We start from the raw sequence: 26,976 nt of genomic DNA, 5'->3' as shown, positions 1-26,976 counted from the left end.
GGCGGGGCTCACGACAGCAGGAAGTCGGCCTCCCCCGCCTTCGCGCCCTGGATGAACGCGTTGATCTCGCCGTGCGTGTAGATCAGCGCCGGGCCGTCCGGATCCGCCGACTGACGGACCGCCACCCGGCCGTCGGCCAGCTTCATGGCCTCCAGGCAGTTGCCGCCGTTGCCGCCGCTCCACGGCTTGTGCCAGCCCTCGCTGCCGAGCTCGCGGGCGGGCATGCCGTTGTATATCCGGGAGTCGTCCCGGGACTCGGGACGGGATCCGGCTCCGGGTTTGCCCCCGGGGCGCGTACCGGCTCGGTGTCGATCCATTCACAGCTCCTTGCGGAGGTCCCGGAGGATCTCCTTTGTGCGATGTGCCGTCGCGGCTTGCGCCGCCATGCGGTCCATGACCTCGAGGTGGGTCGCCACCTCGGTGCGCGCGTCCAGATAGACGGCGCCGGTCAGGTACTCGCTGTAGACCATGTCCGGCAGCTCCGCCATGGCGAAGCGGAAGAGCACGAACGGTCCGTACGTGCCCGGGTGCGGACCCGCCGCGAACGGCGCGATCTGCAACGTCACATGAGGAAGTTCAACGGCTTCGAGCAGCTTGTCGATCTGCTCTCGCATCACATCGGAACCGCCCACGGGTCTGCGCAGGGCGGTCTCGTCCATCACGGTCCAGACCCGTGGCGCGTCCTCGCGGGTGAGCAGCGACTGGCGCTCCATGCGGAGCGCCACGTACCGCTCGATGTCGTCGGGGTTGGTCTGGCCGATCGCTCCGGAGCGCATCACGCCTCGTGCGTACTCCTCGGTCTGCAGCAGACCGGGCACGAAGTGCGGTTCGTAGGACCTGATGAGGCTGGCCGCCCCCTCAAGGCTGACGTACATGCTGAACCAGCCCGGCAGGATGTCGTGGAACCGCTGCCACCAGCCCGGCTTGTTCGCCTCCTCGGCGAGGGTCACGAAGGCGTCGGCCTCGTCGTCGGCGACGCCGTAGGACTTCAGGAGGAGCTGGAGATACGGGATCTTGAGCGCGACCTCGGCCATCTCCATGCGGCGGACCGTGGCGGGGGCCACGCGGAGAATCCGCGCGGCCTCCTCTCGTTTGAGACCCGCGCGCTCACGCAGGTCTTGCAAACGACGGCCTAGGACGACCTGGCCGACGGTCGGCGCGGACCGCGGTTCGCTCACGTCCTACCTCCACGTACTCCATGACATGCCAATTCACTCCGCACCTGGAGCCGTTGCGTGCAGTGTGCCACGTGACGTCTCGAAGGAACACGCCACTGTGCACTTTTCAGAGTGGGTCTTGCCAAGGTGTTCCCGGCGGGGCGATAGTGGATGGCGTGACTCCGCCCGCGCCGTTACACACAGCTGCCGCCGAAGCCCCTGTTGGCATTACCGCCGACGCGTGGGTCGAGAGCGGCTCCGAGCTCTGCGTCAGCTTCGCGCTGGTGCCACGGCCGGGCTCCGCCTCACAGGCCAGACGGCTGGCGAACGCCCAGCTCCTGGGCTGGGAGATAGGCGAGGAAGCCCGCGACGCCGCGGCCCTCGTGGTCTCCGAGCTGGTCACGAACGCCATCGTGCACACCGCGAGCCACCGGATCATCTGCGAGCTCTGCACGAAACCCGGGTCACTGCGCATAGCTGTGCGTGACGACGGATACGGATCAGGTGTCCCGCGGCCCGCCCAGGAGGGGCCCGACGCCGACGAGGAGCACGGGAGGGGACTGCTTCTCGTCGAGGCGATGAGCAACGCGTGGGGTGTGCGGGACGAGGGTCCCGGAGCAGGCCTCACCGTATGGGCGGAACTGCGGGCGTGACGTGAATGAGGGTTCGGGCGTGAGGACTACGTGGACAGGGGGCGTGTGAGCGCGGTGACGGTGCGGCGGCTGTGGGACCTGGACACGCTGGTCCGCCTCGAACGGAGGCGGAGCGCCGCCGCCTCGCCGCCACCGGCACCGACGCGGCTCGCCGTGCCCGCCGGGATGTCGCTGCCGCTCGGGTGTGACGCGGTCTCGGTGCCCGCGCGGTTCGGGCCCCGGCTGATGGCACGGCTGCCTCGGGTGGGGTGTGTGTACGAGGACGCCGGGGCTGACGGGGACGCTGCCGGGGCCCGGTGGTGGTGGATCGTGCCCGCGGATTCAGATGTCGCGCTGGAGTGGCCGTCGCCCGCGTATTACGCCGCCGGAGCCGTGGTGCCCGGCGCCCGCAGCGCTCCCTCGCTGATCCACAGCCCCTCCGGGGGCGAGGTTCCCTATACGCCTCCCATTCCGCTGTATCTGGCGTGGTGCAGGGCCACGGGCACCACACCGGGGTGGTCGCGGGCCGTCAGCGCCTAGACCCGCACCGTCACAGCTCGCACCGCCGCACCCGCACGCACCGCCGCCCCGGAGCGGCACCCTCCCGCAGGCGCCACCCCGCCCCCTCACCCCGCCATCGTGGCCTCCACCGCCGAGACGACCTCGCCCGGCGCCTCCAGCTGGGCCGTGTGGCCCACCACCCCCTCGATCACGCGGCCGGCGGGCCCTCCCCTCCAGGGACGCCGCATTGGCCGCCGGGATCACCCGATCGGCCGCGCCCCACACGGCGACCGTCCGCACGCCCGCCGGCAGCAGGGAACTCACGCCGAGCGCCGATCCGCGTCCGGGACCGTCAGCATCGGCGGGAGCGTGCGCAGCGCCGTGCCGACGCCGTCCAGGCGCTTGTACTTCAGGAGGTCGTCCACGAGCTGCCGCGTCACGAGCCCCTCGTCCGCGAACAGCTTGCTCAGGTGCGGACGGAGCTCGCGCCGCGTCCCCGCCTCCGCGAAGCCCCGCAGGCAGGAGACGTCCGCATCGGGCCCGTAGCGGCGGGTGCGACGAAGACGGCGGGCAGGCGCCAGACGGTCGCGAGGTCAAGGGATTCGATGGGGGTGCCCTGCCTGCTGCCGCCGTCACCGAAGAAGGCCACGCCGCCGATGCCGTTGGCGCCGAGCATGCCCCTGGACAGGTCGGCGATGTGCATGGAGCCGCTCCTCTCCTGCGTACAGGTGGACGAAACCGGGGATGTCACCGGTCGCGAACTCCTCGTGGAGACGCTCCTCGAAGTCACGGATCGTACGCATCGTGCGGTAGGCGTCCAGGAGTGCGGGCCCGTCCAGGTCGTTCTCATAAGGGACTTGGGGTGTCCGGAGAGTGTCGGTCACGGAATAACTCCCTTGCCTGCGCGGGTGCGGAGTTGCCTGCATGGGGTATGGCACTGCCGCCCCGGCGAACCGGCAACAGCTGCCCGGGGTCGCAAGGCCGCACGCGACGCACACAGACAGAGAAGGAGAAGCACACGAACGACAAAAAGAACAACTACCGTATTCCACAGGGGACTTCGGAGTCCGAGTCGCTGCTCTTCGGCGGGCCCCTGCGCTACGACACCGGCTGGGCCCAGTACGAGGAGGCCTTCCTCCAGCTGGGCTTCCGGTCCATGCTGAAGCGGCTTCCCGCACTCCTCGCCGCCAGCTTCCGCCTCGCCCGGCAGGCCGACCGGCGGGCCGCGCGCGTCGTCATCGGCGCCGAGGTGGGCCGCGGACTCGCCCAGGCGGTGAGCCTCCTCGCGGTCAACAGCGTCCTCGGCCGGCTGATGACCGACGCCCCGATCACCGACCGGCTGCGCGGCGCGGCGCCCGCCCTGGTCACGATGGCGTCCGTACTGTGCGTCGCCGCGCTGCTGCGCGCCGCGTCCACGTACGCGACAGGGCGCCTGGAACCGAAGGTCGAACGCGTCGCCACCGAGCAGTACCTGGAGAAGGCCGCGTCGGTGGAGCTCTCCGCCATCGAGGACGACGCGTTCCACAAACTGCTCGACACCGCGCAGTACGGAGCCGCGTCGGCCCGGCGCATGATCGGCATCGCCACGCGCGTGGTCAACGCGATGATCTCGCTGATCGCGGCGGCCGGCGTGCTGACCGTCCTGCACCCGGCGCTGCTTCCGCTCCTGGTGACGATGACCCTGCCGAGCGCGTGGAGCGCCCTGACGATCGCCCGGCGCCGCTATGTCTCCTTCCACGCCTGGGTGCAGCACGCCCGCGCGGGACGCCTCATCGGCAGCCTGCTCACGGAGGCGCAGGCGGCCCCGGAGATCCGGGTGCACGGGGTGGGCCCCTTCCTGCTGCGGCACTTCCGGTCGATGTCGGAGGTGGCGGAGGAGGAGCAGGCACGCCTGGCGCGGCTCGCCGCCCGGACGGGTCTGATCGCGGCGGCCTGGACGGGCGTGGCGACCGCGGCGACGTATGCGACGCTCGGCGCGCTGCTGCTCGCCGGGGCGATGGCGCTGTCCGTCGCGGGTACCGCCGTCATCGCGATCCGCACCGGCGCGTCCAATCTCGACACGCTCGTCCTGGAGGTCAACTCCCTGCACGAGGACGCCCTGTTCGTCGGCGACCTGGAGCGGCTCTTCGAGGAGGCCGCGCAGCGCGCGATCCCGGTCGGCGGCGCCGAACTGCCGCCGGATCCACGGGAGATCCGGTTCGAGAAGGTCACCTTCCGCTATCCGGGGACCTCGGGCAGGGACGCGCTCAGCGACGTCTCCCTCACCCTGCCCACCGGAAAGATCGTCGCCCTGGTGGGCGAGAACGGCTCCGGCAAGACGACGCTGGTGAAGCTGCTCGCCGGTCTGTACGCGCCGAAGGACGGCCGGATCCTGTGGGACGACGTCGACGCGGCGACCGCGGACCGGCATCAGCTGGCGGCACGCATCGCGATGGTGGCGCAGGACTTCAAGCGCTGGCCGTTCACGGCGCGCGTCAACATCGCGATCGGCCGGTCGTCCGTGCCGCTCACGGACGACCGGATCGGCGTGTCGGTCGGTGAGGCCGGCGCCGGGGACGTCGTGGCCGATCTGCCGCGCGGGCTCGACACGCTGCTGGCCCGCGCGTTCACCGGCGGGCACGAGCTGTCGGGCGGTCAGTGGCAGCGGCTCGGCATCGCACGCGCCGCGTACCGGCGCGGCAGCATCCTCATCGTGGACGAGCCGACGGCGGCGCTCGACGCCCGCGCCGAGCTGGAGGTCTTCGAGAAGATCAGGGCCCTCGCCGGGACGGGCCAGACCGTCATCCTCATCACCCACCGCCTGGCGTCGGTGCGCCACGCGGACCTTGTCCATGTCCTGGACGGAGGGCGTCTGGTGGAGTCGGGCACACCGGACGAACTCCTGCGGACAGGTGGGGTGTACGCGGAGCTCTACGCGCTGCAGGCCGACCAGTTCACCGCGAAGATCCCGAAGGCCACCTCGTCGAACAGGCACACCGAGCGCTGACGGGTGGCGAGCACTGAGGGGCAGGCCCGGGACTACGCGGCGGTGGCTATGTCGCCCACGTCGGTCACCTCGGTCTCGCGCACGATCACCAGGAAGGCGTCGGAGGCGAGGTCCATGACGACCTCGGCCTGCTGGCCCTCCATGCGGCGGGCCTTCGCGAAGTCCTCCGCGGGCCACGATCCTCGCGGCCCACCGGCCGGAAAGCGTTCAAGTACCACTCGGCTGTTCATGATTGTCCTTCTGCTCCCCCGTTGGCAGTCCTCACGGACTCTTGTCGAGTAGAACGCACCGGAGGGCGGAAAGGACTCGCAACGTGACGGACCTGACACCTGATTGTGTCGGTCCGTCACATCCCGTACTCGTCGTGGTACTTCAGCCGGCTGCTGCCCGCGGGCGCGCCGAGCCCCGTCGACCGGCCCTTCGGCTCCTCCCACTCCTCCTGCCGGCCGAGGGCGGTGAGGTCGAGGAGGCTGGAGTAGGAGGCGACCCAGTCGGTGCCGCGGTCGTACGTCGAGTACGTGTGGAAGACGCGGTCGCCGTCCCGCAGGAAGCAGCTGAGGCCGGGCTGCTCGAAGGACTCGGCGCCCTCCCCCACGGTGGCGTCGAAGTCGTGGTTGAAGTCGCTTCCGTGGGAGGAGTACCACGGAACCGTCCAGCCCATCCGTGCCTTGAAGGGCAGGATCTTGGTGAAGGGTGCGCGGGAGACGGCGATGAAGTTCGTGCTGCGGGCCCGCAGATGGGCCAGGTGGCCGATCTGGTCGAGGAAGGCCGAGCAGCTGCGGCAGCCCGCGTCCCACTCCGGGGCGAACATGAAGTGGTAGACGATCAGTTGGGAGTCTCCGTCGAAGAGGTCGAACAGCGTCGCCTTGCCGTCGGAACCGTCGAACAGATACTCCTTGCCGATCTCGACCATCGGAAGCCGCCGCCGCTCGGCGTTGAGCGCGTCACGCGCCCGCGTCTGCGCCTTCTCCTTGGCCAGCAGTTCCTGGCGCGCGGCGAGCCACTGCGCGCGCGTGACGATGTCGGGAAGTCCCATGGTCCCTCAGTCCCTCCTGCGGACCCGCCCCTCGGATCCGTACTTCTCCGAGGGGTGACCTGCGCGGCCGTCGGAACTCATCGGTCGCGGCGGAGAAACTCAAAAGAATCTAGAAGGTCACCGGGAGCGCGAGCAGTCCGCGGGCCCGCATCGAGGGGCGCCACTTCAGCTCCTCCGGCGGCACGCCGAGTGCGAGGCGAGGGAAGCGTTCGATGAGCGCGGCGAGCGCGGTGGCCGTCTCCAGGCGGGCGAGGGGCGCGCCGACGCAGTGGTGGATGCCGTGCCCGAGGGCGAGGTGGCCCGCGGTGTCGCGGGTGATGTCGAGGCGGTCGGCGTCGGGGTAGCGGCCCGGGTCGCGGTTGGCGGCCGACGGGGAGAGCAGCACGGTCTCGCCCGCCGGGACGGTGACGCCGCCGATGGTGATGTCTTCGAGGGGGAAGCGGCGGATGGCGAGCGCGGCCGGGCCGTCGTAGCGCATGAACTCCTCTACCGCTGCCGGGATTTGCGCGGGGTTGGCGCGCAGGGCCGCGAGCTGGCCGGGGTGGCGGAGGAGTGCGAGGGTCGCGTTGCCGATGAGCTGGACGGTGTTCTCGTATCCGCCGAAGAGGATCAGGAAGGCGAGGGACATCAGCTCGTCCTCGCTCAGCCGGTCCTCCTCCCCTCGGCGCGCGTCGCCCTCGTCCCGTACGGCGGCGTCCCGTACCGCGATCAGGTCGGAGAGCAGGTCGTCGGCGGGCTCCTCGCGCTTCTCGGCCAGGAGTCGCGTGAAGAAGCCGAGCATCGCGACGACGGCCTCTTTGGCGGCCTGCGGCCGTGCGGGGTCGGGTGCGATCAGCGTGTCGGTCCAGGCCCGGAAGTCCGGGCGGTGTCCGGCGGGCACCCCGAGGAGGTCGCAGATGACGGAGATCGGGAGCGGGGCGGCGTACGCGGCGACGAGATCGGCGCCGCCCAACGGCTCGACGGCGTCCAGGAGTTCGTCGGCGGTGCGCCGGATCGGCGCGCGCAGGCTCTCCACCCGGCGCGGCGTGAAGGCCTTGACGACCAGGCGCCGGATGCGGGTGTGGTCCGGCGGGTCCATGTTGAGCAGGTTCGCGTCCAGGGCCGGCGGCAGGGCGAAGCCCCGGTATCCGCCGGGCAGCGCATGGCTCTTGTCGAGCGAGAGCCGCGGGTCGGCGAGCGCGGCGCGTACGTCGTCGTACCGCGTGACCAGCCAGGCCGGGCTGCCGTCGGGCCCCGCGACCCGGTGCACGGGCGCGGTGTCACGCAGCCGCGCGTAGGCGGCGTACGGGTCGTCGATGAGGCCGTCGGCGGGGTCCGGGAGGATGTCGGCGGGGTCCGGCTGCGGGGCGTGGGGCATGGTGCCAGCCTAGGCAGCGGCCTTCCCGCGCCCGCTCTCGGCCCCGCCCCTCACACCTCGTAGCTCTGGATCCGCTTCCCGTGGCCGCGGTTGACCAGGGCGGGCAGTTCCGCGCCCAACTCCGCGACGATGCCCGGCACATCGAGGGTCAGCAGCCGTCGGTCGCGCATCAGGATGCGGCCGTCGACGATGGTCGTGGTGACGTCCGCAGAGCGGGCGCTGTGCACGAGCGTGGCCGCGAGGTCGTGCACGGGCTGGGTGTGCGGCCCGTCGAGGGCGACCAGGATGATGTCGGCGCGGCGGCCCGGCGCGAGGCTGCCGATCTCGTCGCCCAGGCCGACGGCCCGCGCGCTCTGCAGCGTGGCGTGGTCGAGCGCCTGGCGCGCGGTCAGCCAGGCCGGGTCGCGCTCCGTGGACTTCTGCACGAGTGCGGTGAGCGCCATGGACTCCCACACGTCCAGGCTGTTGTTCGACGCGGCCCCGTCGGTGGCCAGGCCGACGGGGATGCCGATCTCGCGCAGGGCACGCACAGGCGTGGTGTCCCAGCCGAACTTGAGGTAGCCGCGCGGCGCGGACGCCACGGCGATGCGGCCCGTGCCCTGCCGCAGCACGGGCAGGTCACGGTCGAGGATGCCGGTGCCGTGCGCGATGAGGACGTCGACGTCGAGCAGCCCGGTGCGGTGCAGGACCTCGATGGGGGTGTGGCCGTGGCGCTCCAGGCTGTGGTCGGTCTCGGCACGGCTCTCGGCGGCGTGGAGGTGGACCAAGAGGCCGTGTTCGCGGGCGAGTTCGGCGGTCGCGGCGAGGTCCGCGTCGTCGACGGTGTAGGGGGCGTGCGGGGCGAGCGAGGTGGCGATGCGGCCGTCGGCGGCGCCGCGCTGCCGCAGCGCGAACTCCAGGGAGGCGGCGCGGCCCTCGGGCCCCTGCGAGGAGAAGAAGGCGGCTCCGAGGTTGGCGCGCAGCCCGCTCCCGGCGACGGCGTCGGCCACGGCGTCCATCGCGAAGTAGTGGTCGGCGAAGGTCGTCACCCCGCCCCGGATCATCTCGGCGCAGGCCAGCCGCGCGCCGAGCCCGACCACGCGCTCGGTCAGATTGGACTCGATGGGCCAGATCCAGTCGTTGAACCACTCGTGCGCCGGCACATCCTCCGCGATGCCGCGCAGGGCCACCATCGGCGAGTGCGTATGGCAGTTGATCAGACCCGGCAGGGCTGCCTGACCACGTGCGTCGATGCGTTCGACGGCCTGGAGTCCGGTGACCGCCGGTGTGGTGGTGACGGCTTCGATACGGCCGTCCCGTACGACGACGGCCGCGTCGTCGAGGAATCCGACCCGGCCCTCCGCATCGTGGACGAGGGCCGTGCAGCCCGTGATGACGAGGTCGGCGGGGCCGTGCGCGGGAGGCGGCGTCATCTCTTCACGGTACGGGGAGTGCGCATCCCGCGCCCTGTCGCGTCGCCGGTTTCGCAGGCACGCTGACGTCAACCCGCTGACCTCGCTCTAACAGTTGGAGCCCGCCATGCTCGTCGGCACGTGGAACCTGGAGAACCTCTACCGGCCCGGCGGCAGGTTCGGGCCCAAGGACAAGGCCGCGTACGAGGCGAAGCTGGCCTCGCTCGCGGCGACGATCAACGCGCTGAACCCGAGCGTGCTCGGCGTGCAGGAGGTCGGCGACCCGGAGGCCCTCGCGGATCTGGCCGGAATGCTGGAGGGCACCTGGCACACCACGCTCTCGGAGCACGCGGACGAGCGCGGCATCCGCGTCGGCTTCCTCAGCTCCCTGCCGGTGTTCGTCGTGGCCGACGAGGACCGCTTCCCCGAGCCGCTGCGCCCGGTGCAGTCCGGTGACGCGGGCAGGCCGGTTTCGCGGGCGGGCCGCGGGGTGCTCGCGGTGACGGTGACGACGCGCGCCTTCTTCTTCGACGTGGCGGTCTGCCATCTCAAGTCGAAGCTGCTGTCGTACGGCGATGGCCGGTTCCAGCCGAGGGACGAGGGCGAGCGGGCCCGCTTCGGCGCGTACGCGCTGTACCGGCGTGCGGCCGAGGCCACACTGGTGCGTTCCGTGGCCGGCCGTCTCCTGAAGGGCGACGGCCGCCAGCACGACGTCGTGGTGCTCGGTGACCTGAACGACGAGGTCCCGGCGGCGACGACCCAGATCCTGCTCGGCCCGCCCGGCTCCGAGATAGGCACCCCCGGCTTCGACAAGCCGGACAAGGGTGACGCGCAGCGGCTGTGGAACGTGGCCCCGCTCATCCCGCCCGAGCAGCGGTACTCCCGTATCCACGCGGGGCGCCGCGAGCTGATCGACCACGTCCTGGTGAGCCGCGGCTTCCTGAACCTGGTCAAGGCGGCGGGCACGGGCGTGCCGGGCTCGACGGCGACGGCGCTGCCGTCGGTGCAGGACGAGGATCCGGCGGTGCGCCGGAACGCGCCGGGCTCGGACCACGCGCCGGTGTGGATACGGATCGAACGCTAGCCGCGGCGGCGACCGGGCCCAGTCGGTCTAGCCGCGCGGGAGCACCGTCGCGAGGACGCCCGGCAGCGGATACCAGTCCGACGACACGATGCTGGCGTTGTCCCGTGCGAGCAGGGCGACGCGGTCCCTGGCCTGGGCCTCGGTCGGGTTCACCGAGTCGATGGCCGGGGCGACGTTGTGGGCGTCGGACATGACGACCAGATAGCGCCGGTCGGCGTACCACTTGGTGTCGATGGTGCCGCCCGCGTACTTTGCCGCGTCGCCGTTGAACAGCACGAACCAGGGCCGGATCGCCGCGTCCGTGTACCGCCCGCGCGGGTCACCCGCTTCGGCGCCGAGCACGGCGGGGAAGGCTGCGGCATCGCCGAGGCGTCCGGCCGCCTTGAGGTCGCGCAGGTGGGTGGCGTACTCGCGGTCGGTCCACAGCGTGTCGGCCGGGTTGCCCTGTTCGACCGTGCCGGGGATGAGCTCGACGATGAACTTGCCCGCGAGGGCGCTGCGCTGGGGCCAGCCGTCGGTCCGTACGGCATCGTCGAGGGTGGCGTGGCCTCCGGTGAGCTGGCCGGGGCGGTAGACCGCGTCGCCGAGCTTGCTCTTCAGGAGGGTGTCGAGGTCGGCGGGCCCGCGTCCGTTCCTGCCCTGAAAGCCGTCCTTCAGCTCCATCTTCAGCAGGATGGGCCGGTGGCCGGGGTGGGCGTCGTGCCAGCTCTTCATGTCCGCGAGGCATCCGGTGAGGCTCTGGTTGCGCGGCTTGGTGCGCAATTCGGCCGGACTCGCGGCGTTCTCGCAGTTGTTGTCGTTGCCGAGCGGGTTGCTGTGCGAGACCCGCCAGCCGCTGCCGAACGCGTTGGTCCACACGTCGAGTTCGAGCATTCCGGCGCCGGAGTCCAGGGCGTCGGCGAAGTACGGGTACTTCGCCTTCTCGTACGCGTTGTGGACGCCCACGCCGGTGGTGGACGCGTACGACGACTGCGGTGCCGGATCGGCGGCGGCCGCCGCGGCGGTACTGCTCGCGGGCCCCGCGGTTCCGAGCGCCAGTGCGCCCGCCGCGGCGACCGCCATGGCAAGGCCTGTCCCAGTACGTGCCCTCATGTCGGCCGTCCCCTCCACCGCTCCGGTCAAGTCCAGCGCAACGTATGGGAGTTGAGTGTCCTATGGGAAGACGGCGACTTACGGGAGGGGAGAGATATCCAGCCGTGCGGGCGGGACGGGGAGGGCGGGGAGCGTGGCGTGTCCGCTACCGTCTGCGCCCGTTATGGATCAACGTATTCACCGTACGCGGAGATCCGTCTGCCGTACGAGGAGATCCGTCTGTCGTACGTCGGCAGAAACCGCTCTGCCTTCGTCCCCGCCCCCCGCCGAAAGGGATCAGCCGACATGCCTCTCGCCCTCTCCCGCATCTCCCGCACCCGCCTCGCCGTGACGGCCGCCGCGGCCACGGTCATCGCGGTCGGCGCCCCGGCCGCGTACGCCTCGTTCGACACCGACACGCAAGCGCCCGGCAGGACGACGACGTCGCAGGTGTCCCGTGGCGACGCGTACACCGAGACGCGTCTCCTCTTCGGGACCGAACGTCCCGACGGCGGCCCGGATGTGACCGACAAGCAGTTCATGAAGTTCATCGACGACGAGGTCACGCCTTCGTTCCCCGACGGGCTCACGGTGCAGGACGGCCGCGGCCAGTGGCGGGACTCGAACGGCAAGATCGAGCGTGAGCGTTCGTACGAGCTGATCCTGCTGTATCCGTCGTCGCAGGCGCACAAGCGTGATGCCTCGATCGAGGAGATCCGCGAGGACTACGTGAAGGAGTTCGCGCAGGATTCGGTGGCGCGGCTCGACGACCGGGTGCGCGTGGACTTCTGAGGTCGGCCCGCGCCCTGCCTGGGCCCGGGCGAGGTGGTCACGCCACCGCGGTGAGTTCGTCGGTGCGCTCGTCGCCGAGTTCCGCGAGCAGCGTGTCGAGGCGCTCGGCGTGCCGCCGCGGCAGGCGTCCCGTGTCGTCGACGTGCACCGCGCAGGCGGTCGTGGTGTCGACGAGGCGTTCGAGGGTGGCCGCTACCTGCGCCGAGCCCTCGGAGACCCGGGCCACGGTGGGGAGTTCGGCGGCCGCCAGGTCGATCGCGGCGCGGGCCTCGGCCAGCGTGCGGTAGGCCTCGCGCCGCAGGGCCCAGCGGGCCGCGCGGTGCTCGGCGCCCGCCGGCTCCCCTTCCTCTTCCGCGAAGGCGCCGCTCAGGACGTGGCGCAGGTACGCGTGCGCGGACGCGCGGGCGGCCGAGAGCCGGTCCTGTACGCGTCCGCCGCGCTGCACCGGCCATGGCAGATGCCCGACGAGCAGGACGATCCCGCAGGCGAGCAGCGTCTCGCCGATCCGTCCCCAGGAGGCCTGCGGCTCCCCGCCCACCATGACGAGGGCGAGGACGAGGACGGTGACGACGGCGGTCTGGGCGGCGAAGTGCCGGGTGGCCACCGGGATCAGCGCGCCGCACACGGCGACGACGGCGACGAGCCCGGCGGGCCGTGGCAGCAGGGCGGCGAGCACCGCGAAGAGGGCGGCTCCCAGGACGGTGCCGAGGGCTCGGCACAGGACGCGTGACGCCAGCGGCCCGAGGTCGGGCTTGACCAGGAAGACAGCGGTGGCGGGGAGCCAGTACCAGTGCGGGTGGTGCAGGGCCTGCGCGACCGCGGCGCTCGCCCCGAAGCAGAGCGCGACCCGCACGCCGTACTCGCGCCCGCCGGGGCCGACCGCCTTGCGCAGTACGCCGACGAGGCCGCGCCCGTGGACCGCCTTCGCGGGCCCCGCGGTGCCGCTGTCGAAGGCTTCGGCGGCGTGCAGCAGCGCGTCGTCGAGGGCGCGGAGCCCGGCGCCGGAGCGGGCGGGCGCGGGCAGCGGGCCGCAGGGTGCGCCGTCGCGGATGGCGGCCGCGAGGCGGCGCGGCCCCTCTCCCGTACGCGCCGGGAGCGGCTCACCGGCCCAGGCGAGCGCGGTCGCCGCCTCGCCGAGCGGCAGCGCGGCCCGGTACTGCGCGTGCAGCCGCCGTTCGGCCGCGGAGCTGGCGTGCCTGCGCAGGCGAGGACCGGAGAGGGCGTCCTGGGCGTGGTCGAGGGCGGCGGTGAGTGCGGCGCGACGGGTGGTCGAGCCGGGGGTGCCCGCGGAGTCGAGGAGCGCGGCGACGGCTTCGTAGACGGCGGACACGGCGGTGCGCTCGCCGTCGAGGCGGTAGGGCCCGGCCTTGCCCATCCTGCCCTTCCGGCCGTCGGGCGACGGCAGCGCGAGCCGCAGCACGATCAGCCACGCGGCCCCGGCGAGAAAGAACAGGGCCCGCTGCCACCCGGGCTCGGGCAACGGCATCCCGGCCCCGATGGCGGCGGCGACCAGCAGTTGCGTACCGCAGGCGGAGGCGACGGGCCCGACGGCGCTGAAGGCTCCGGCGAGGAGGCCGAGGACGGCGAAGAGGAGGGGGAGCAGGTAGGACCCTGTGGGGGCTGCGGGTGCTCCGAGGGCTTCGGGTGCTCCGGCTACTCCGAGGGCCCCCGCCACGCCGGGGGCTCCGGTGACGTACGCCCCGAAGGCGAGCCCGGCCGCGCCGGCGACCGCGGGCTGTCCGAGGCGCCGGACGGCGACCCGACGGCTCCCGGGCCGGTCGTTGATCCCGGCCAGCATGGCTCCGAGCGCGGCCACGACCCCCAGGGAGACCCGCCCGAAGACCACGCCCGCGCCCAGCAACGGCCCCGCGGCCAGCGCACCCCGCAGCACGGCGTGCCACGGCACGGGCCCACGCTGCGTACGAAGGGCATGGCCGAGCCAGGGCGGAAGGGAAGCTGCGCGCGCGGAAGCCACTCGGGAGATCACCGGACTCACCGTTGTTCCTGTCGTCGTCGGGGGCGGGGCGGGGCGGAGTGGGGCGGGGTTGGGGGCATTGACGGGTACGTACCACCGGACGACATCGGCCTGGGCTTGCGATCAACCGTAAGCGCCGACTTGGGAGAAAAGGGAACGGCCACGTTTCACCGATGTGACGGTTGCCGAACGCTCGACGGGCGGGAGGCGATCACGTACGGCCACATACAGCCGCATATGGCCACGTACGGCCACGTACGGCGACAGGCTCTCGCCCAGGACGGTGGGGCCCCCTCTGCACCCCTCTACACAGCGGCCAGCAACAACACCTGCGCCTCGGCGATGGCACTCTCCAAGGCATCCGGGCTCTGCCCCATCCCCGCCAGGATGCCGTCGACCCCCCGCAGCCCGGCCCGCTCCAGCAGCCGCTTCTCGTTGGTGACCCACTCGCCCCGCGCCGCCAGTACCGCGTGAGCGGCCTGCATCGCGGCCACGGCGATGGCACCCGCGACCTCGGTGTGCTGGCCGCGTGGGGCGTTGTTGGAGCGGGCGTACCGCATCGTGACCCTCGCCCGGCCCAGCCATGCCTCCGGGGCTGCCTTGCGCAGGGCCTGCGGGTAGGCGGGACGGGGCAGTTCACCGACGAGCACCTGATTGACGGCCAACTCGGCGACCAGCAAGTAGCTGGGGATACCGGCCAGATGGAACATGAGCGGCTCCCAGCGGAACCGCCCCGCGCGCGCCTCGGCCAGCTCGTGCTCCACGACACCGAGGTCGCGGTAATGGACGTCCACGCGCCGGCCGTCGATCGTCAGCCAGGCACCACCGTTGAAGACACCGCCACCCCAGTCACCCACCCCGAAGACCTCACCCTCCCAGCCGAGGGCACGCAGCTCCGCGGGCTCGAAGGCGCCCCGGTAGTAGACGGCCATGTCCCAATCGCTCTCGGCCGTATGCGTACCCTGCGCGCGCGAGCCGCCGAGCGTGACGGCCTGGACGCCACTGAGGGTGGCCAGCCGCTCAGTGACGTGAGCGAGGAAAACGTCATCATCGGCAAAATTCATGGCACTCATCCGCACCACCCCACCACGCCCGCACCGAGCCGGGCCACTCGATTGCAATCCGGTTGCGCAGGGCAGCCATCGAAGCGAGATCATGAAGAGATGACGAAGAGGCTCAAGAGCGCGGGCTCGGACCCGGTGGAGCAACTCGCTCCTGAACAGGGGCTTTCCTCCTACCAACACGCCCTGCGGGAGCGGCTCCTGGCCGCTCCTGTGATACCCGCACCCGACCCCTGGCGGCCCGTCTTCGACTACAAATACGGCGCCCCGGTCGGTGGACTCCTCGGGATCGGCTTCGCGTCGCACCCCGAGAGCGGGCGTGACCTGGTGATGGTGGTCTCCCACGACGGTCACGGTCTCTTCGACGCCGTCACCGGGGAGAAGATCGCCAGGGACCGCGACCCCGACCCCGAGGACAGCACACCCGACGCGGTCGCTGATCTGTCCTGCCCCGGACTGGGGCCGATCGCAGGCAGTCGCGTACGCATCGCAGGGCTCTTCGGCGGCGGGTTGCACACGACGACCGGGGACGGGTGGACCCTGGAGGCCGTCACTCCAGACTGGCCCAACGACCGCGTGCTCCTCTCGGGCGACGGCGGACTCCCCCACTCCGGCCCGCACGGAGAGCGGTGGTGGCACATCTTCCACTCCACGTACTCGGAACTCCGAGCCTTCGGCTTCTCTCCGTCCGGCGAGACCATCGCCGTAGCGACGAGCAGTGACATATCCCTGTGGACCCGCCGCCCCGACCACAGCGATAACAGCGATAGCAGCGACGTCCAACCGCCAGCCGACTGAGGAGGATGCCGCGTGAACCACTCCGTTGCGGCCAGAGGACATGGACAGCCCGTACGGCTACCCCTGCGAGCTCGGGCGGCTGCCGACAACCCCGGAGGTCCGGGCCAAGCTGGTCAGGCTGTCCCAGCGGTACCAGTCGTCGATCGACTGGGACTATCCACCGAACCCGTCACCGTGGTCCCCTCACGCGCCGCCACCGTCCGGCCCCTGGCACACCGGACACCGGTCCCTGCCGTCCCACCCTGCCCATCCGAATGCCGCGGGTGAGAGGGACTGCCCGTCGAGCTCTTTGCGGACGGCGACGCGATAGCTCCATACGCTCCCGATGTACGGGTGATAGGCGGCATGGAAGGCGGGCGACGTCTGCGAGGCGCCCGTCGCGACCACACTCCGAAGCGTCCGGAGCCGCTCGAACATCACCTGGCCCGCGCCTGCGACGTCAGCGCTCGCGTCGATGAACAGCCGCTCGCGCACTTCATAGATCGCCGCTTCGGCCAGCGCCGCGCGCGTGACCACGTCGAGGTCACCTCCCTCATCACCGCCCTCACCGCTTTCCGCGCGGGCCGTCTGCGCGATCTGCCGCAACCGTGAGTGGCACGCCTCGGCAGCACTGATGAACTCGATGTACACCGCACGCCGCCGCGCACTGAGACCGCGACCGGTCTCATGACGATTACGCAGGTGATCGGCCAGGACGGTGCCGGTAATGGCAATGGAGCCACCACTCACCGCCGCGACAAGCGTCCCCCAGTCCACAGCTCCCCCAAGCAACGATCACGACATCGAGTCCTGGAATCTACGCCGGGCCCGCTCTCCAGAACAGGGCGAGCGTCGGGGACTTGCTGCGGCGAGCAGCGTCAACTCCAGCCCTTGGTCCATAAGCCGTGCGCTACGGTTGATCTGCGCCCCGAACCTCCTTGAGGTGTACGAGTCGTGGCTTGCTTTTGCAGAGGCCTTTGGTACGGACGTGTGGATGCTCCCGGTGGGAGCCCTCCTGCCGCCCGATTTCACCGAAGGGGATGCATCCGTATGGCTTCCGTCGAGTACACACCCAAGCGCCGCACCTGGCTCCGCGACGTCCTCATCGGCGTCACGGCGGGCCTTGGTGCCGACCTCGTGCGGACGTGTGTGGAGAACGCGGCGCGTCTTCTGGGTTGACCGGAAGGCGGGGCGGGCCCGAGGGCCCGCCCCAATACAGCATGCTGCCGCTCGACTTCCTCGTAGGTCAGCCTCGTACTTCAGCTTCCTCGCGGTACGTCAGCTTCCTCGCGTGATCGCACGCCGAACTGCCTCACCGCGAGCTAATGTACGAGCAGCCATTGCGGCCCGACGGGCTTCCCTCATCGGACATGCCCCCACCCGCACGAGATCCGTCGTGCCCGTGGGGAATTCTCTTTGCTGCTCCGGAAATCAGCCGCCGAACTGCGCCCGCTCATCGTGCCCGTCGGGCAGGACACCCTGCCGCTCACCCAGCGGCTGATCAATGAGTACGTGCAGTCGCATCCCCGCAAGAAACAACCGGGCAGCGGGCTCATCGCCTCGTGGGAACACAGCCTTCCAGAAGTCGTCGAGGCGCTGACTTCCTGTGGTCTCGACGATGTCGAGGTCCTCATCGAGTACTCGACTCCCGGCATGGCGGGCGAAGCCGACGTGATCCTGGCGGGCCAGCATCCGACCACCGGCGATCTGTCGTATGTCGTCGTAGAGCTCAAACAGTGGCACAAGGCCGAGGTTTCGCCCACCAACCCCATTGCTGTGGACGCCGGATACGACAAGCCCAAGCTTCATCCCGTACGCCAGGTGCAGCGCTACTGCGAGTACCTCATCCAGCGCCTCGTGCCCCTGCACGGCAAACGCGACAGAATCGCCGGAGTCGCACTGCTGCACAACGCCAGCCATGAAGTCAGTTCGCTTTTCGATCTGAAGCGGAGCACTCACGGACAGCTGTACACCAGAGATCAACGTGAGGATTTCAGAAGGTTCCTCTCCACCCGACTTGCCGGCGGGGTGCCCGGCGCGCGGGCAGCCGATGTGCTCTGCCAGGCGCAGCAATACGAGGCACCGTCGTCGAGTGAGGCGTTCAGCCGCGTGGGAAGCCCGCATCCGGTCTTCGCCCTCCAGAAGGAACAGGAGATCGCGTTCCAGGAAGTTCACCGGAAGATCGGTGCGAGTGGCGGCAAAGGGCGCAAGAAAGTCATCATCGTGCAGGGTGGCCCCGGCAGCGGAAAGACCGCAGTCGCCGTGGAACTGCTGCGCACCTTGCGTCAAGAGGGGCGCAACGTCGTACATGCCAGCGGCTCCCGTTCGTTCACCAAGAATCTACGCGACTCGACGGTCGCTGCCGCTCCCTACGGACGGAAGGGGGCAGCAGAGCGGCAGTCCCGTAAGGACTATCGCTATTTCCAGCAATTCGGACATCTGCCGGAGGATTCGGTGGAGGTCCTCATCTGCGATGAAGCCCATCGAGTGCGCCTCAAATCGGACGGGCGTGACGTCAAGAGGGCGGCGAAGGCTCGCGGCCTCTGTCAGGCCGACGAGCTGATTCATGTCGCGGAGGTCCCCGTCTTCCTCCTCGACGACTGGCAGTCCCTGCGCCCCAAGGAGGTAGGAACCGTCGACTACCTCGTCGAACGTGCCAAGGCATGCGGATGCGACTACGAGGTGATTGAACTGCCCGGCATGTTCCGGGCCGAAGGCAGCATCGCCTTCCGCGAGTGGGTGACGAAACTGCTCAGCCTCAAGGCGACCACTGCCCCGGCATGGGTACCGGACGGGCTCATCGACGTGCGTCTCGCGGAGAGCCCGGAGGAGATGGAGAGTTTCCTCGAGCGCAGGATCCGCGAAGACAACCTGCAGGCCCGCATGACAGCCGGATTCTGCTGGGAATGGAAGACTCCACCGAACGGCGAACTCCTTCTTGAAGTGCAGATCAAGGATTGGCACCGCCCGTGGAACGCGAAGGAGGGAGTCAGTCTCGACGACGTGCCCGAGACCAGCCAATGGGCGACGGACCCACGCGGCTTCGGACAGGTCGGCTGTATCTTCACGGCCCAGAACTTCGAGTTCGACTGGACCGGAGTCATCCTCGGCCCGGACCTGCTCTGGCGCAACGGGCAGTTCGTCGTCGATCGGACGAAAACGCGGGACAGCAAGCTTCAAGAGAAATGGGTGAGTGACGAGCGGGTGGACCAGCTGGTCCGTCACGCCTATCACGTACTCCTGACGCGAGGACGTCGCGGCATCGTTCTGTACTCGGAGGACACCATCACCCGCAATGCGCTGCGTGAACTGATCTCCGGCACAGTCGCGGACTCTCCACTGGCCAAACCCCCGAGGAAGAAGCTCCCTCCGGTGATCACGCCTGCGGAGAAGGCCGTCGCACAACAGCTCGCGATAGAGTTCGAGTAATCGTCATCGCGGCCCGCCGGGCTTCCGCTCCGCTCCGGCGGGGTCACGAAGGACATGCCCCCACCCGCACGAGTCACTTCGTGCTGCCTGGGAGCATCCGTTGCTGTTCCGCGACTCCGCCGCCGCGGTCGCCGCCGAGTGCCTGTCCGGTGCTCTCTTCTTCCGCCTGACCGAGCAGTTCGCCCACGTGCACGGCCACAAGCCAAGTACCTCGGAAGTCCGTTCCTGGGAACGCAGCATCCCAGTGCTCGCGAGCGCGCTCAACGACGCCGGACTCGGGCAGGTGGAGATGCTCCTCGAGTACGGGCTGCCGCTCAACAGCAAACGGGCCGACGTGGTGCTTGCCGGGGTACATCCGCATACCGGGCAACCGTCGTACGTCGTCGTCGAGCTCAAGCAGTGGAGCAGTGCCGAACCGGATGACGACGACCCGTCGCTGTGCCGCGTGGAAGCGTATGCCCACCCTGTACTCAATCCAGTCGACCAAGTGCGCGGCTACTGCGATTACTTGGTCTCCTTCAACGGGGCACTGGCAGATCATCCGGATCGAATCTCCGGAGCCGCGTATCTGCACAACGCCACCGAGTTCGGGGTCGGCGGACTGTTCGAGGCCGAGCAGGATGCGTACGGGCAATTGTTCATCGGCGCGCGGCGTGGGGAGTTTGTCGACTATCTGCGGACGAGGCTGGGTGGCGAGTCCGGCGCGACGGCCGCAGACGAGTTGCTGGCCGGGAGGGTCGGCCCCTCGAAGCAACTGATGGCCGTCGCAGCTCAAGAGGTGCGAGAACGCGAACAGTTCGTGTTGCTGGACGAGCAGCTGGTCGCGTACCGCATGGTGCTCAATGCCGTGCGGCGGGCGAAACAATCCGACCACAAGGAGGTCGTCGTCGTCACCGGCGGTCCCGGCACCGGCAAGAGCGTCATCGCGCTGTCGCTGCTCGGCGAGCTGTATCGGCAGGGGACCCCCGCGTTGCATGCCACCGGATCCAATTCGTTCACCACCACCATGCGCAAAGTGGCGGGAGCACGAAAGCGCGAAGTGCAGAGCCTTTTCAAGTACTTCAACAGTTTCATGACCGCTGAGCGCAACAGCCTTGACGTCCTCATCTGCGACGAAGCCCACCGCATGCGTGAAACCTCGGCCAACCGGTACACGTCCGCAGCCCACCGCACCGGGAAGGCACAGATCGACGAACTGATCGATGCGGCGCGCGTGCCGGTCTTCCTCCTTGATGAACACCAAGTCGTACGCCCCGGGGAGATGGGGACCGTGGCGGAGATCGAGGCGGCCGCCGCCAAGAAGGGGCTTGCCTGCCAAGTGGTGCCACTCGACAGCCAGTTCCGCTGTGGTGGCAGTGACGTATACCTGCGGTGGGTCGTCCGGCTGCTGGGGCTCGAGTCCGGTGGGCCCCTGCAGTGGGAACCCGACGACAAGATGCACCTCATGGTCGCTGAGAGTCCGCAGGAGATGGAGGAGTTCCTCACCACTCGTCGGACACAGGGTTATGGCGCACGCATGTCCGCGGGCTACTGCTGGAAGTGGACCAAGAAGGTGCCGCCGGGGCAGGCGCTTCCCACCGACGTCGTCATCGGTGATTGGGAACGTCCTTGGAACGTCTTCGGCGACCGGGCTGTCGGAGGTGCTCCTCCCGCCGCGTTGTGGGCCACCGACCCGGCCGGATTCGGGCAGGTGGGCTGCGTCTATACGGCGCAGGGCTTCGAGTACGACTGGAGCGGCGTGATCATCGGCCCTGACTTGGTGTGGCGCGGGGATCAGTGGGTCACCGACCGCACGGCATCCAAGGACCCCGTCTTCAAGAAGTCGATTCCGGACACGGATGTGGACCGGCTGATCCGCAACACCTACAAAGTGCTGCTGACCAGGGGCATGGTGGGCACGGTGGTGTACTCGACGGATGCCGAGACGCAGGCGAAGCTGCGCGAGTTGGTTCACGGAGCTCGACTGCCGGTCGCGTCCATCCGGTAGATGCTCCAGGACGCACGGCGCAGGAAGCACTCGGAACGATCGGCTGGGCTGGGGGTTGCGGAGCGACCAGCTCGACTGAGGCCTACGGACCGATCGCCGTGCTCAGGGCCCCCACCGGGTCCTCGTCCGCCTCTCCCTCCGGCCACCAGTCGTTTCGTGATGGTTCGCTTCTGTAGGGGTACCAGCGGGCGTCTTTGCCGAAGCGGAGTTGTAGGGCGCCGGTCGCGTCCGTGAGGTGGTTTCGGTGGATCGTCATGCGGGGGAGGTCCGCCGCGATCAGTGCGCCCCTCGCTCGGTCGAACGGGCCCGCCGGGGGGTCCCACGGGGATTCCAGGACCGCCAGGCCCTCCTCGCCGCCCTGGCGCCAGGCCGCCGCCGCGCGGGCCAGGTCCGCGGGGGTGTGGTCCACCGACTCGGCCAGCTCCGCGAATTGGCGGCTGAAGCTGCGGCGGCCCGTCAGGCCCGGGTGGGAGGCCGCCAGGCGGACCGCGTCGTGCCAGGCGTCGGCCGCCGGGAAAGGGGCAGCGCCGGTGGCGAGGTATGCGTGGGCCCTTGATGCCGTGTCCGTGGCCAGGAACTCCAGTGATGTGGGGTTCGGGGCACCCGGGAGTGAGGGCAGGAGCGGGGGTTCGCCCGGGTGGGCGGGGGGTGGGAGCGGGGCCGGGAGCGGCGGGCGGTAGTCCGTGGCCAGGACGTCCCTCGCCAGGGTTCCCGGGAGCGCTTCCGCCGTCGCGCCCTGCTGGGTGGCTGATTGCTCGCGCGCCGCCTCGTGCGCGTTGCGCTGGGCCAGTTCGTCGAGGAGCGCCTGCTCGTCTCCGCCTCGCAGCAGGAGCAGTACGAAGGGGTCGGCGTCCAGCAGCCTGGCCGTCTGGTAGGTGAGGGCCGCCGCGTGCTTGCAGGGGCGGCCGTGGTCAGGACAGGTGCAGGACGGCACCAAGTCGCCAGGGCCGGGGAGGAGTTGCACTCCTGCTTGCTCTGCAGCATCGACCAGCGCGTGCGGCATGTCCTTGTCCAGGAGCGCCGCGATGTGCGCGGGTTCCGTGGCCACCGCGTCCAGGAATCTGTCCCAGTCCTCCGGCGTGAGGGTGCGCATGCGGATCTCGGAGCGGTAGGGGCGCGGGCGACTGCCGTGTACGTACGCCACGATGCGGCCCGGCGCGACGGTGATCGTGTCGACGTGCCCCTCACGGGCGTACGCGCGTCCGCGGGCCAGGCGCCCCGCGTCCAGCGACGTCCCCTCCAGCGCGCCGATCCAGGCATTCCCCCACCATGATGTGGCGAACGGTGCCTGGGGGTCTGGGTGTTGAGGCAGTGGGGGGAAGACACGGCCCGCGCCTGTGGCGCGGCTCGCTGATGTCATCCCCGTGCGCCCGCCGGCAGGTCCGGCAGCGGCCCTGCCCGTGCGCCCGGCCCGGCCGCCTTGTCGGCCACCGCCGCTCATGCCACCGCCGCTCACACCCGCACCACCCTGCCGCCCACCGCCGCTCACACCAGCACCGCCCTCGCCGCCGCCCCTCACGACATCCTCCGCAACGACACCAGATCCGCCAGCTCCGCGTCCGAGAGTTCCGTGAGTGCCGACTCGCCGCCCTCGCCGAGGACCGCGTCGGCCAGCGCCTGTTTCGCTGCCAGGAGTTCGGCGATGCGGTCCTCCACCGTGCCCTCGGTGATGAGACGGTGGACCTGGACCGGCTGGGTCTGGCCGATGCGGTAGGCGCGGTCCGTGGCCTGCTCCTCGACCGCCGGGTTCCACCAGCGGTCGTAGTGGATGACGTGGCCGGCCCGGGTGAGGTTCAGGCCCGTGCCCGCCGCCTTGAGGGAGAGGAGGAACACCGGGGCCTCGCCGGACTGGAAGCGGTCCACCATTTCCTCCCGCCGCGGGACCGGCGTACCCCCGTGCAGGAGTTGCGTGCCGATGCCGCGTGAGGACAGGTGCGACTCCAGGAGGCGGGCCATCTCCACGTACTGCGTGAAGATGAGGACGGCGCCCTCCTCCGCCAGGATCGTGTCGAGGAGTTCGTCCAGGAGGTCCAGTTTTCCCGAGCGCGAGCGGCCGCCGCGGGTGGTGATCGCGCCGTCCTTCAAGTATTGCGCCGGGTGGTTGCAGATCTGCTTCAGCGCCATCAGCAGCTTCATGACCAGGCCGCGGCGCGCGATGCCTTCGGACGCCTCGATGCGCGCGAGGGTCTCGCGTACGACCGCTTCGTAGAGCGACGCCTGTTCGCGGGTGAGTGTCACCGGATGGTCCGTCTCCGTCTTGGGAGGCAGCTCCGGGGCGATGCCCGGGTCGGACTTCTTGCGGCGCAGGAGGAAGGGGCGGACCAGGCGGGCGAGGCGCGCGATCGCCTCGTCGTTCTCGGCGGTCTCGCCGCCCTCCACCAGCCGGGCGTGGCGCGCGCGGAACGCCTTGAGCGGGCCGAGCAGGCCCGGCGTCGTCCAGTCCAGCAGGGCCCAGAGTTCGGAGAGGTTGTTCTCGACCGGGGTGCCGGTGAGCGCCACCCGCGCCGCGGAGGGGATCGTGCGCAGCGCCTTGGCCGTCGCCGCGTGCGGGTTCTTGACGTGCTGCGCCTCGTCCGCCACCACCAACCCCCAGGAGTGGGCGGCCAGTTCGGACGCACTCGTCCGCATCGTTCCGTACGTCGTCAGGACGAAGCCGCCCGCCACGTCGCCGGACAGGCTGCGGCCCGTCCCGTGGAAGCGGTGCACCGGGACGCCCGGCGCGAACCGCTCGATCTCGCGTTGCCAGTTGCCGAGCAGCGACGCCGGACAGACCACCAGCGTCGGCTCCGGCCTGGCCCGGTACAGGTGGAGGGCGATCAGCGTGACCGTCTTGCCGAGGCCCATGTCGTCGGCGAGGCAGCCGCCGAGGCCCAGCGACGTCATCCGGTCCAGCCAGGCCAGGCCCCTGAGCTGGTAGTCACGGAGGGTGGCGGCGAGCGCGGGCGGCGGGGTGACGGGGCTCAGGTCGTCGGTCAGGCGTTCCCGCAGGCGGGCCAGGGCGCCGATCGGGACGGCCTCGACGCGCTCGCCGTCCACCTCCGCCGCTCCCGTCAACGCGACGGACAGCGCGTCCACCGGGTCCAGGAGGCCCAGATCCCGTTTGCGCGCCTTGCGTACGAGTTCGGGGTCGACCAGGACCCACTGGTCACGGAGGCGTACGACCGGGCGGTGCGCCTCCGCCAGGATGTCCATCTCCGCCTCGGTCAGAGGCCCTCCGGAGCCGTCACCCTCCCCGTCGTCGGCGCCGAGCGCCAACTGCCAGCGGAATTCCAGCAGTTGCTCGGTCTTGAAGAAGTCGAAGTTGTCGGCCGCCGTGCCGGGCGCGGGGCGTACGACAGCGGTTGCCGTCAGGCCGCGCGTCAGCTCACGGGGCCAGTGCACGGCCACCCCCGCCGCGCCGAGCCTGGTCGCCGCCGCACCGAGGAGTTCGTACAACTCACCCTCGCTCAGCGGCAGTACGTCGGGGCGCGGGCGCTCGAGGAGGCGGGCCAGCGGCGGCCACACGCGGGCCGCGCGCCGCACCGCGAGCAGCGTGTCCACGCGGGCACGCGGGCCGAAGTGGTCCGCCCCGGCCCACAGTTGGGCCGCGTCCGCCACGAGGGTGGGATCGGCGAGGCTGTGCACCTGCACGACGGCGGCCGCGGGGCTCGCCATGCCCTCGCGCGACGCCCCCACCCCGGGCTCGCCCGACTCGCCGGCATCACCCGTCCCGCCGCCGCCCCGCACGTCCTCCGTCGCGCTGTCGAACACCTCATGCGCCTGCAGATCCAGCCGCAGCGACACCCGCACCCCGGCGTCCATCCCGGCCGCCACCTCGGCGGCCCACTCCCGCGCGCCCGGCAGCCGCTGCGGCTCGCGCGCCGCGAAGGGGGCGCCGACCGCGTGGGCCGCGGCGGGCGTACGCGGCAGGGTGTCCACCACCGCGTCGACGAAGGCCCTGACCAGGGCGAACGGCTCGGGGAGCAGGAGGGGCCTACTGCCGGGCAGGGGTACGGCGTGCGCCTCGGCCGGCATCGCCGCGGCGATACCCCGCAGCTGCGTGACGTCGGCGGTGTCCAGCGGCCCGGCCCGCCACGCGTCGAGATCACCGCCGGTCAGGCCGGGCAGCAGCCTGCCCCGCGCGGCCAGGTGCAGGGCGTGCCGGGCCGCGGCGGCCCAGCAGGCCACGGCGGGGTGCGCGGTCGCGGGCGAGGGCGCAGCGCGCAGCAGGAGCGGGAGGGCCTCCGCCACGGGCAGGATCAGCGCGGGGACGGTACGCGTGCGGACACCCTTTCCGTGAGGGCGCACGACGGGGATCTCCCCCTCTACGGCACCACCCCCAGCAGCACCAGGCACCCCAGACGCCCCCGGCACCTCCCCCTCCGGCGCCCAGAACGCGACCCGCCCCTCCCTGGGCACCTCGGCCGGAAGGAAGACAGCGGCACAGGAGCGCACGAGCTCCCCGAGCTGTCGCTGTTCGCCAGAGGACACAGCACCGGAGGGCCCGGCAGCGGACCCGGCGGAGGACACAGCAGCAGCCCCCAAGCCCCCCGCGGCAGCCCCCGCCAGCACGTTCACCACCCAGCTCACCCTCAGTCACTCGCACGTCATTCCCGCACGCCAGCCTAGGCCAGCCGTCCCACCGGCCGTCCCACGGCAAGCGCTGGTAGGAAACTTTCCTAACAATTATTGGCCGAAGTTATTGACGCGAACATGCCGTCTCGACAAGATGCCTGCGGAACCGGTCCCCACACCGCTCACGGCCCCCAGCCGATCTAGGAGACGGACATGCCGCCCACCCCCCGCATCACGCAACCCCGCAGCAACTCCCACAAGAGGAAGGCCCGTTGGGCCATCCCGCTGGCAGCGGGCGCCTCGCTCGCGCTCGTCGGCGGAGTCCTCCTCTGGTCCCCTGCCGGTGAGGCCGACGCCGCGCCGAGCGGCCCGGACACGAAGGCGGCGTTCACCGCCGTCGCCGCCGGAGACATCGCCGAACAGTGCACTTCGGACGACAGCGGCTGCGCACACCCGAAGACCGCCGCGCTCGTCCAGAGGCTCAACCCCTCCTTCGTCATGACGATGGGCGACAACCAGTACGACGACGCCCGGCAGCAGGACTTCGAGGACTACTACGACACGAGCTGGGGCGCGTTCAAGGACAAGACGCGCCCGGTGCCCGGCAACCACGAGACGTACGACCCGGACGGCGCCCTGGAGGGCTACAAGTCCTACTTCGGCAGCATCGCCTACCCCAAGGGCGAGAGCTACTACAGCTTCGACCAGGACAACTGGCACTTCATCGCCCTCGACTCCAACAGCTTCGACGACAAATCGCAGATCGACTGGCTCAAGGCCGACCTCGCGGCCAACTCCAAGAAGTGCGTGGCGGCGTACTGGCACCACCCGCTCTTCTCCTCGGGCGAGCACGGCAACGACCCGGTCAGCAGGCCGGTCTGGAAGCTGCTGTACGCCAACAAGGCCGAGCTCGTCATGAACGGCCACGATCACCACTACGAGCGCTTCGCCCCGCAGAACCCGGACGGGAAGGCGGACGCCAACGGCATCGTCGAGCTGCTCGGCGGCATGGGCGGCGCCAACCCGTACAAGATCGAGGAAGTCCAGCCCAACAGCCAGAAGCGGCTCACCAAGACCTTCGGCGTGGTGAAGCTGAACTTCACCGACACCGGCTTCTCCTGGAACCTCGTCGGCACGGACGGCTCGACGAAGGACAGCAGCCCGTCCTACAAGTGCCGCTGAGCCG

24 protein-coding genes are annotated in these 26,976 nt (G+C 70.5%); 10 read left to right on the top strand and 14 right to left on the bottom strand.

The annotated features are described in order from the left end of the window. Nucleotides 1–8: 8 nt before the first annotated feature. Together OG302_RS31115 and OG302_RS31110 are read right to left on the bottom strand one after the other, a co-directional pair. The gene (locus tag OG302_RS31115; RefSeq protein WP_249593092.1) at nt 9–224 is read right to left on the bottom strand and encodes a DUF397 domain-containing protein; all 216 of its coding nucleotides are present in this window, start codon (nt 222–224) and stop codon (nt 9–11) included. A 93-nt stretch (nt 225–317) separates the two neighbouring features. Further along, nucleotides 318–1,178: a helix-turn-helix transcriptional regulator gene (locus tag OG302_RS31110; RefSeq protein WP_371529798.1), complete on the bottom strand. Its 861-nt coding sequence runs from the start codon at nt 1,176–1,178 to the stop codon at nt 318–320. 155 nt (nt 1,179–1,333) lie between these two features. Here OG302_RS31110 and OG302_RS31105 point away from each other — a divergent pair, with 155 nt between their 5' ends. Together OG302_RS31105 and OG302_RS31100 are read left to right on the top strand one after the other, a co-directional pair. After that, nucleotides 1,334–1,810 carry an ATP-binding protein gene (locus OG302_RS31105; protein WP_371529797.1) on the top strand — a complete coding sequence of 159 codons (477 nt, stop codon included), beginning with the start codon at nt 1,334–1,336 and terminating at the stop codon, nt 1,808–1,810. 45 nt (nt 1,811–1,855) lie between these two features. After that, a complete protein-coding gene (locus OG302_RS31100; RefSeq protein ID WP_371529796.1) occupies nt 1,856–2,329 on the top strand; it encodes a hypothetical protein in 474 nt (157 codons plus the stop codon). Between the two features lie 86 nt (nt 2,330–2,415). Here the strand turns inward: OG302_RS31100 and OG302_RS31095 are convergent, their stop codons facing one another. Continuing rightward, nucleotides 2,416–2,538: a hypothetical protein gene (locus tag OG302_RS31095; RefSeq protein ID WP_371529795.1), complete on the bottom strand. Its 123-nt coding sequence runs from the start codon at nt 2,536–2,538 to the stop codon at nt 2,416–2,418. A gap of 218 nt (nt 2,539–2,756) precedes the next feature. Continuing rightward, nucleotides 2,757–2,993, bottom strand: a complete 237-nt coding sequence (locus OG302_RS31090) for a thiamine pyrophosphate-dependent enzyme (RefSeq protein WP_371529794.1) — start codon at nt 2,991–2,993, stop codon at nt 2,757–2,759. A gap of 228 nt (nt 2,994–3,221) precedes the next feature. On the opposite strand from OG302_RS31090, the gene OG302_RS31085 reads away from it, so the two are divergent. Beyond that, entirely contained in the window at nt 3,222–5,276 is a 2,055-nt protein-coding gene (locus OG302_RS31085; RefSeq protein ID WP_371529793.1) for an ABC transporter ATP-binding protein, read from the top strand. Nucleotides 5,277–5,308: 32 nt separating this feature from the next. Here the strand turns inward: OG302_RS31085 and OG302_RS31080 are convergent, their stop codons facing one another. From OG302_RS31080 to OG302_RS31065, 4 genes are all read right to left on the bottom strand, one after another. After that, a complete protein-coding gene (locus OG302_RS31080; protein WP_371529792.1) occupies nt 5,309–5,506 on the bottom strand; it encodes a hypothetical protein in 198 nt (65 codons plus the stop codon). Nucleotides 5,507–5,622: 116 nt separating this feature from the next. Next, a complete protein-coding gene (locus tag OG302_RS31075) occupies nt 5,623–6,312 on the bottom strand; it encodes a DUF899 domain-containing protein (RefSeq protein ID WP_371529791.1) in 690 nt (229 codons plus the stop codon). Nucleotides 6,313–6,421: 109 nt separating this feature from the next. Then, entirely contained in the window at nt 6,422–7,669 is a 1,248-nt protein-coding gene (locus tag OG302_RS31070; protein ID WP_371529790.1) for a cytochrome P450, read from the bottom strand. Between the two features lie 50 nt (nt 7,670–7,719). Further along, nucleotides 7,720–9,081, bottom strand: coding sequence for an amidohydrolase (locus OG302_RS31065; protein ID WP_371529789.1), 1,362 nt, complete (start codon nt 9,079–9,081; stop codon nt 7,720–7,722). Between the two features lie 106 nt (nt 9,082–9,187). On the opposite strand from OG302_RS31065, the gene OG302_RS31060 reads away from it, so the two are divergent. Next, nucleotides 9,188–10,144, top strand: coding sequence for an endonuclease/exonuclease/phosphatase family protein (locus OG302_RS31060; protein WP_371529788.1), 957 nt, complete (start codon nt 9,188–9,190; stop codon nt 10,142–10,144). A gap of 27 nt (nt 10,145–10,171) precedes the next feature. Here OG302_RS31060 and OG302_RS31055 read toward each other — a convergent pair whose 3' ends face one another. Continuing rightward, the gene (locus tag OG302_RS31055) at nt 10,172–11,236 is read right to left on the bottom strand and encodes a phosphatidylinositol-specific phospholipase C domain-containing protein (RefSeq protein ID WP_371529787.1); all 1,065 of its coding nucleotides are present in this window, start codon (nt 11,234–11,236) and stop codon (nt 10,172–10,174) included. 285 nt (nt 11,237–11,521) lie between these two features. Here OG302_RS31055 and OG302_RS31050 point away from each other — a divergent pair, with 285 nt between their 5' ends. After that, on the top strand, nt 11,522–12,007 hold the full coding sequence (locus OG302_RS31050; protein WP_371529786.1) for a DUF3574 domain-containing protein: 486 nt from the start codon (nt 11,522–11,524) through the stop codon (nt 12,005–12,007). A 37-nt stretch (nt 12,008–12,044) separates the two neighbouring features. On the opposite strand, the gene OG302_RS31045 is transcribed toward OG302_RS31050, so the two are convergent. Both OG302_RS31045 and OG302_RS31040 read right to left on the bottom strand, forming a co-directional pair. Continuing rightward, nucleotides 12,045–13,982 carry an FUSC family protein gene (locus OG302_RS31045; protein WP_371750288.1) on the bottom strand — a complete coding sequence of 646 codons (1,938 nt, stop codon included), beginning with the start codon at nt 13,980–13,982 and terminating at the stop codon, nt 12,045–12,047. Between the two features lie 305 nt (nt 13,983–14,287). Beyond that, nucleotides 14,288–15,055, bottom strand: coding sequence for a nucleotidyltransferase domain-containing protein (locus OG302_RS31040; protein WP_371529785.1), 768 nt, complete (start codon nt 15,053–15,055; stop codon nt 14,288–14,290). A gap of 90 nt (nt 15,056–15,145) precedes the next feature. On the opposite strand from OG302_RS31040, the gene OG302_RS31035 reads away from it, so the two are divergent. Beyond that, entirely contained in the window at nt 15,146–15,841 is a 696-nt protein-coding gene (locus OG302_RS31035; RefSeq protein WP_371529784.1) for a hypothetical protein, read from the top strand. Between the two features lie 183 nt (nt 15,842–16,024). Here the strand turns inward: OG302_RS31035 and OG302_RS31030 are convergent, their stop codons facing one another. Further along, nucleotides 16,025–16,597, bottom strand: coding sequence for a CchlQ (locus tag OG302_RS31030; RefSeq protein ID WP_371529783.1), 573 nt, complete (start codon nt 16,595–16,597; stop codon nt 16,025–16,027). 273 nt (nt 16,598–16,870) lie between these two features. Here OG302_RS31030 and OG302_RS31025 point away from each other — a divergent pair, with 273 nt between their 5' ends. The 3 genes from OG302_RS31025 to OG302_RS31015 all read left to right on the top strand — a co-directional run bounded on the left by OG302_RS31025 (nt 16,871) and on the right by OG302_RS31015 (nt 21,236). Next, entirely contained in the window at nt 16,871–16,999 is a 129-nt protein-coding gene (locus tag OG302_RS31025) for a DUF6408 family protein (protein WP_371529782.1), read from the top strand. A gap of 237 nt (nt 17,000–17,236) precedes the next feature. Beyond that, a complete protein-coding gene (locus OG302_RS31020; protein ID WP_371529781.1) occupies nt 17,237–19,249 on the top strand; it encodes a DNA/RNA helicase domain-containing protein in 2,013 nt (670 codons plus the stop codon). Nucleotides 19,250–19,349: 100 nt separating this feature from the next. Further along, nucleotides 19,350–21,236 carry a DNA/RNA helicase domain-containing protein gene (locus OG302_RS31015; RefSeq protein WP_371529780.1) on the top strand — a complete coding sequence of 629 codons (1,887 nt, stop codon included), beginning with the start codon at nt 19,350–19,352 and terminating at the stop codon, nt 21,234–21,236. An 82-nt stretch (nt 21,237–21,318) separates the two neighbouring features. Here the strand turns inward: OG302_RS31015 and OG302_RS31010 are convergent, their stop codons facing one another. Both OG302_RS31010 and OG302_RS31005 read right to left on the bottom strand, forming a co-directional pair. Next, nucleotides 21,319–22,596 carry an SWIM zinc finger family protein gene (locus tag OG302_RS31010; RefSeq protein ID WP_371529779.1) on the bottom strand — a complete coding sequence of 426 codons (1,278 nt, stop codon included), beginning with the start codon at nt 22,594–22,596 and terminating at the stop codon, nt 21,319–21,321. A gap of 155 nt (nt 22,597–22,751) precedes the next feature. Continuing rightward, the gene (locus OG302_RS31005) at nt 22,752–25,706 is read right to left on the bottom strand and encodes a DEAD/DEAH box helicase (RefSeq protein ID WP_371529778.1); all 2,955 of its coding nucleotides are present in this window, start codon (nt 25,704–25,706) and stop codon (nt 22,752–22,754) included. A 297-nt stretch (nt 25,707–26,003) separates the two neighbouring features. On the opposite strand from OG302_RS31005, the gene OG302_RS31000 reads away from it, so the two are divergent. Continuing rightward, nucleotides 26,004–26,972, top strand: coding sequence for a metallophosphoesterase (locus OG302_RS31000; protein WP_371529777.1), 969 nt, complete (start codon nt 26,004–26,006; stop codon nt 26,970–26,972). Nucleotides 26,973–26,976 lie beyond the last annotated feature (4 nt).

It is taken from the genome of Streptomyces sp. NBC_01283 (assembly GCF_041435335.1).
Lineage (GTDB): Bacteria > Actinomycetota > Actinomycetes > Streptomycetales > Streptomycetaceae > Streptomyces.
The sequence above is the reverse complement of the archived record's forward strand: the minus strand, read 5'-3'. Positions and strand labels throughout refer to the sequence as shown.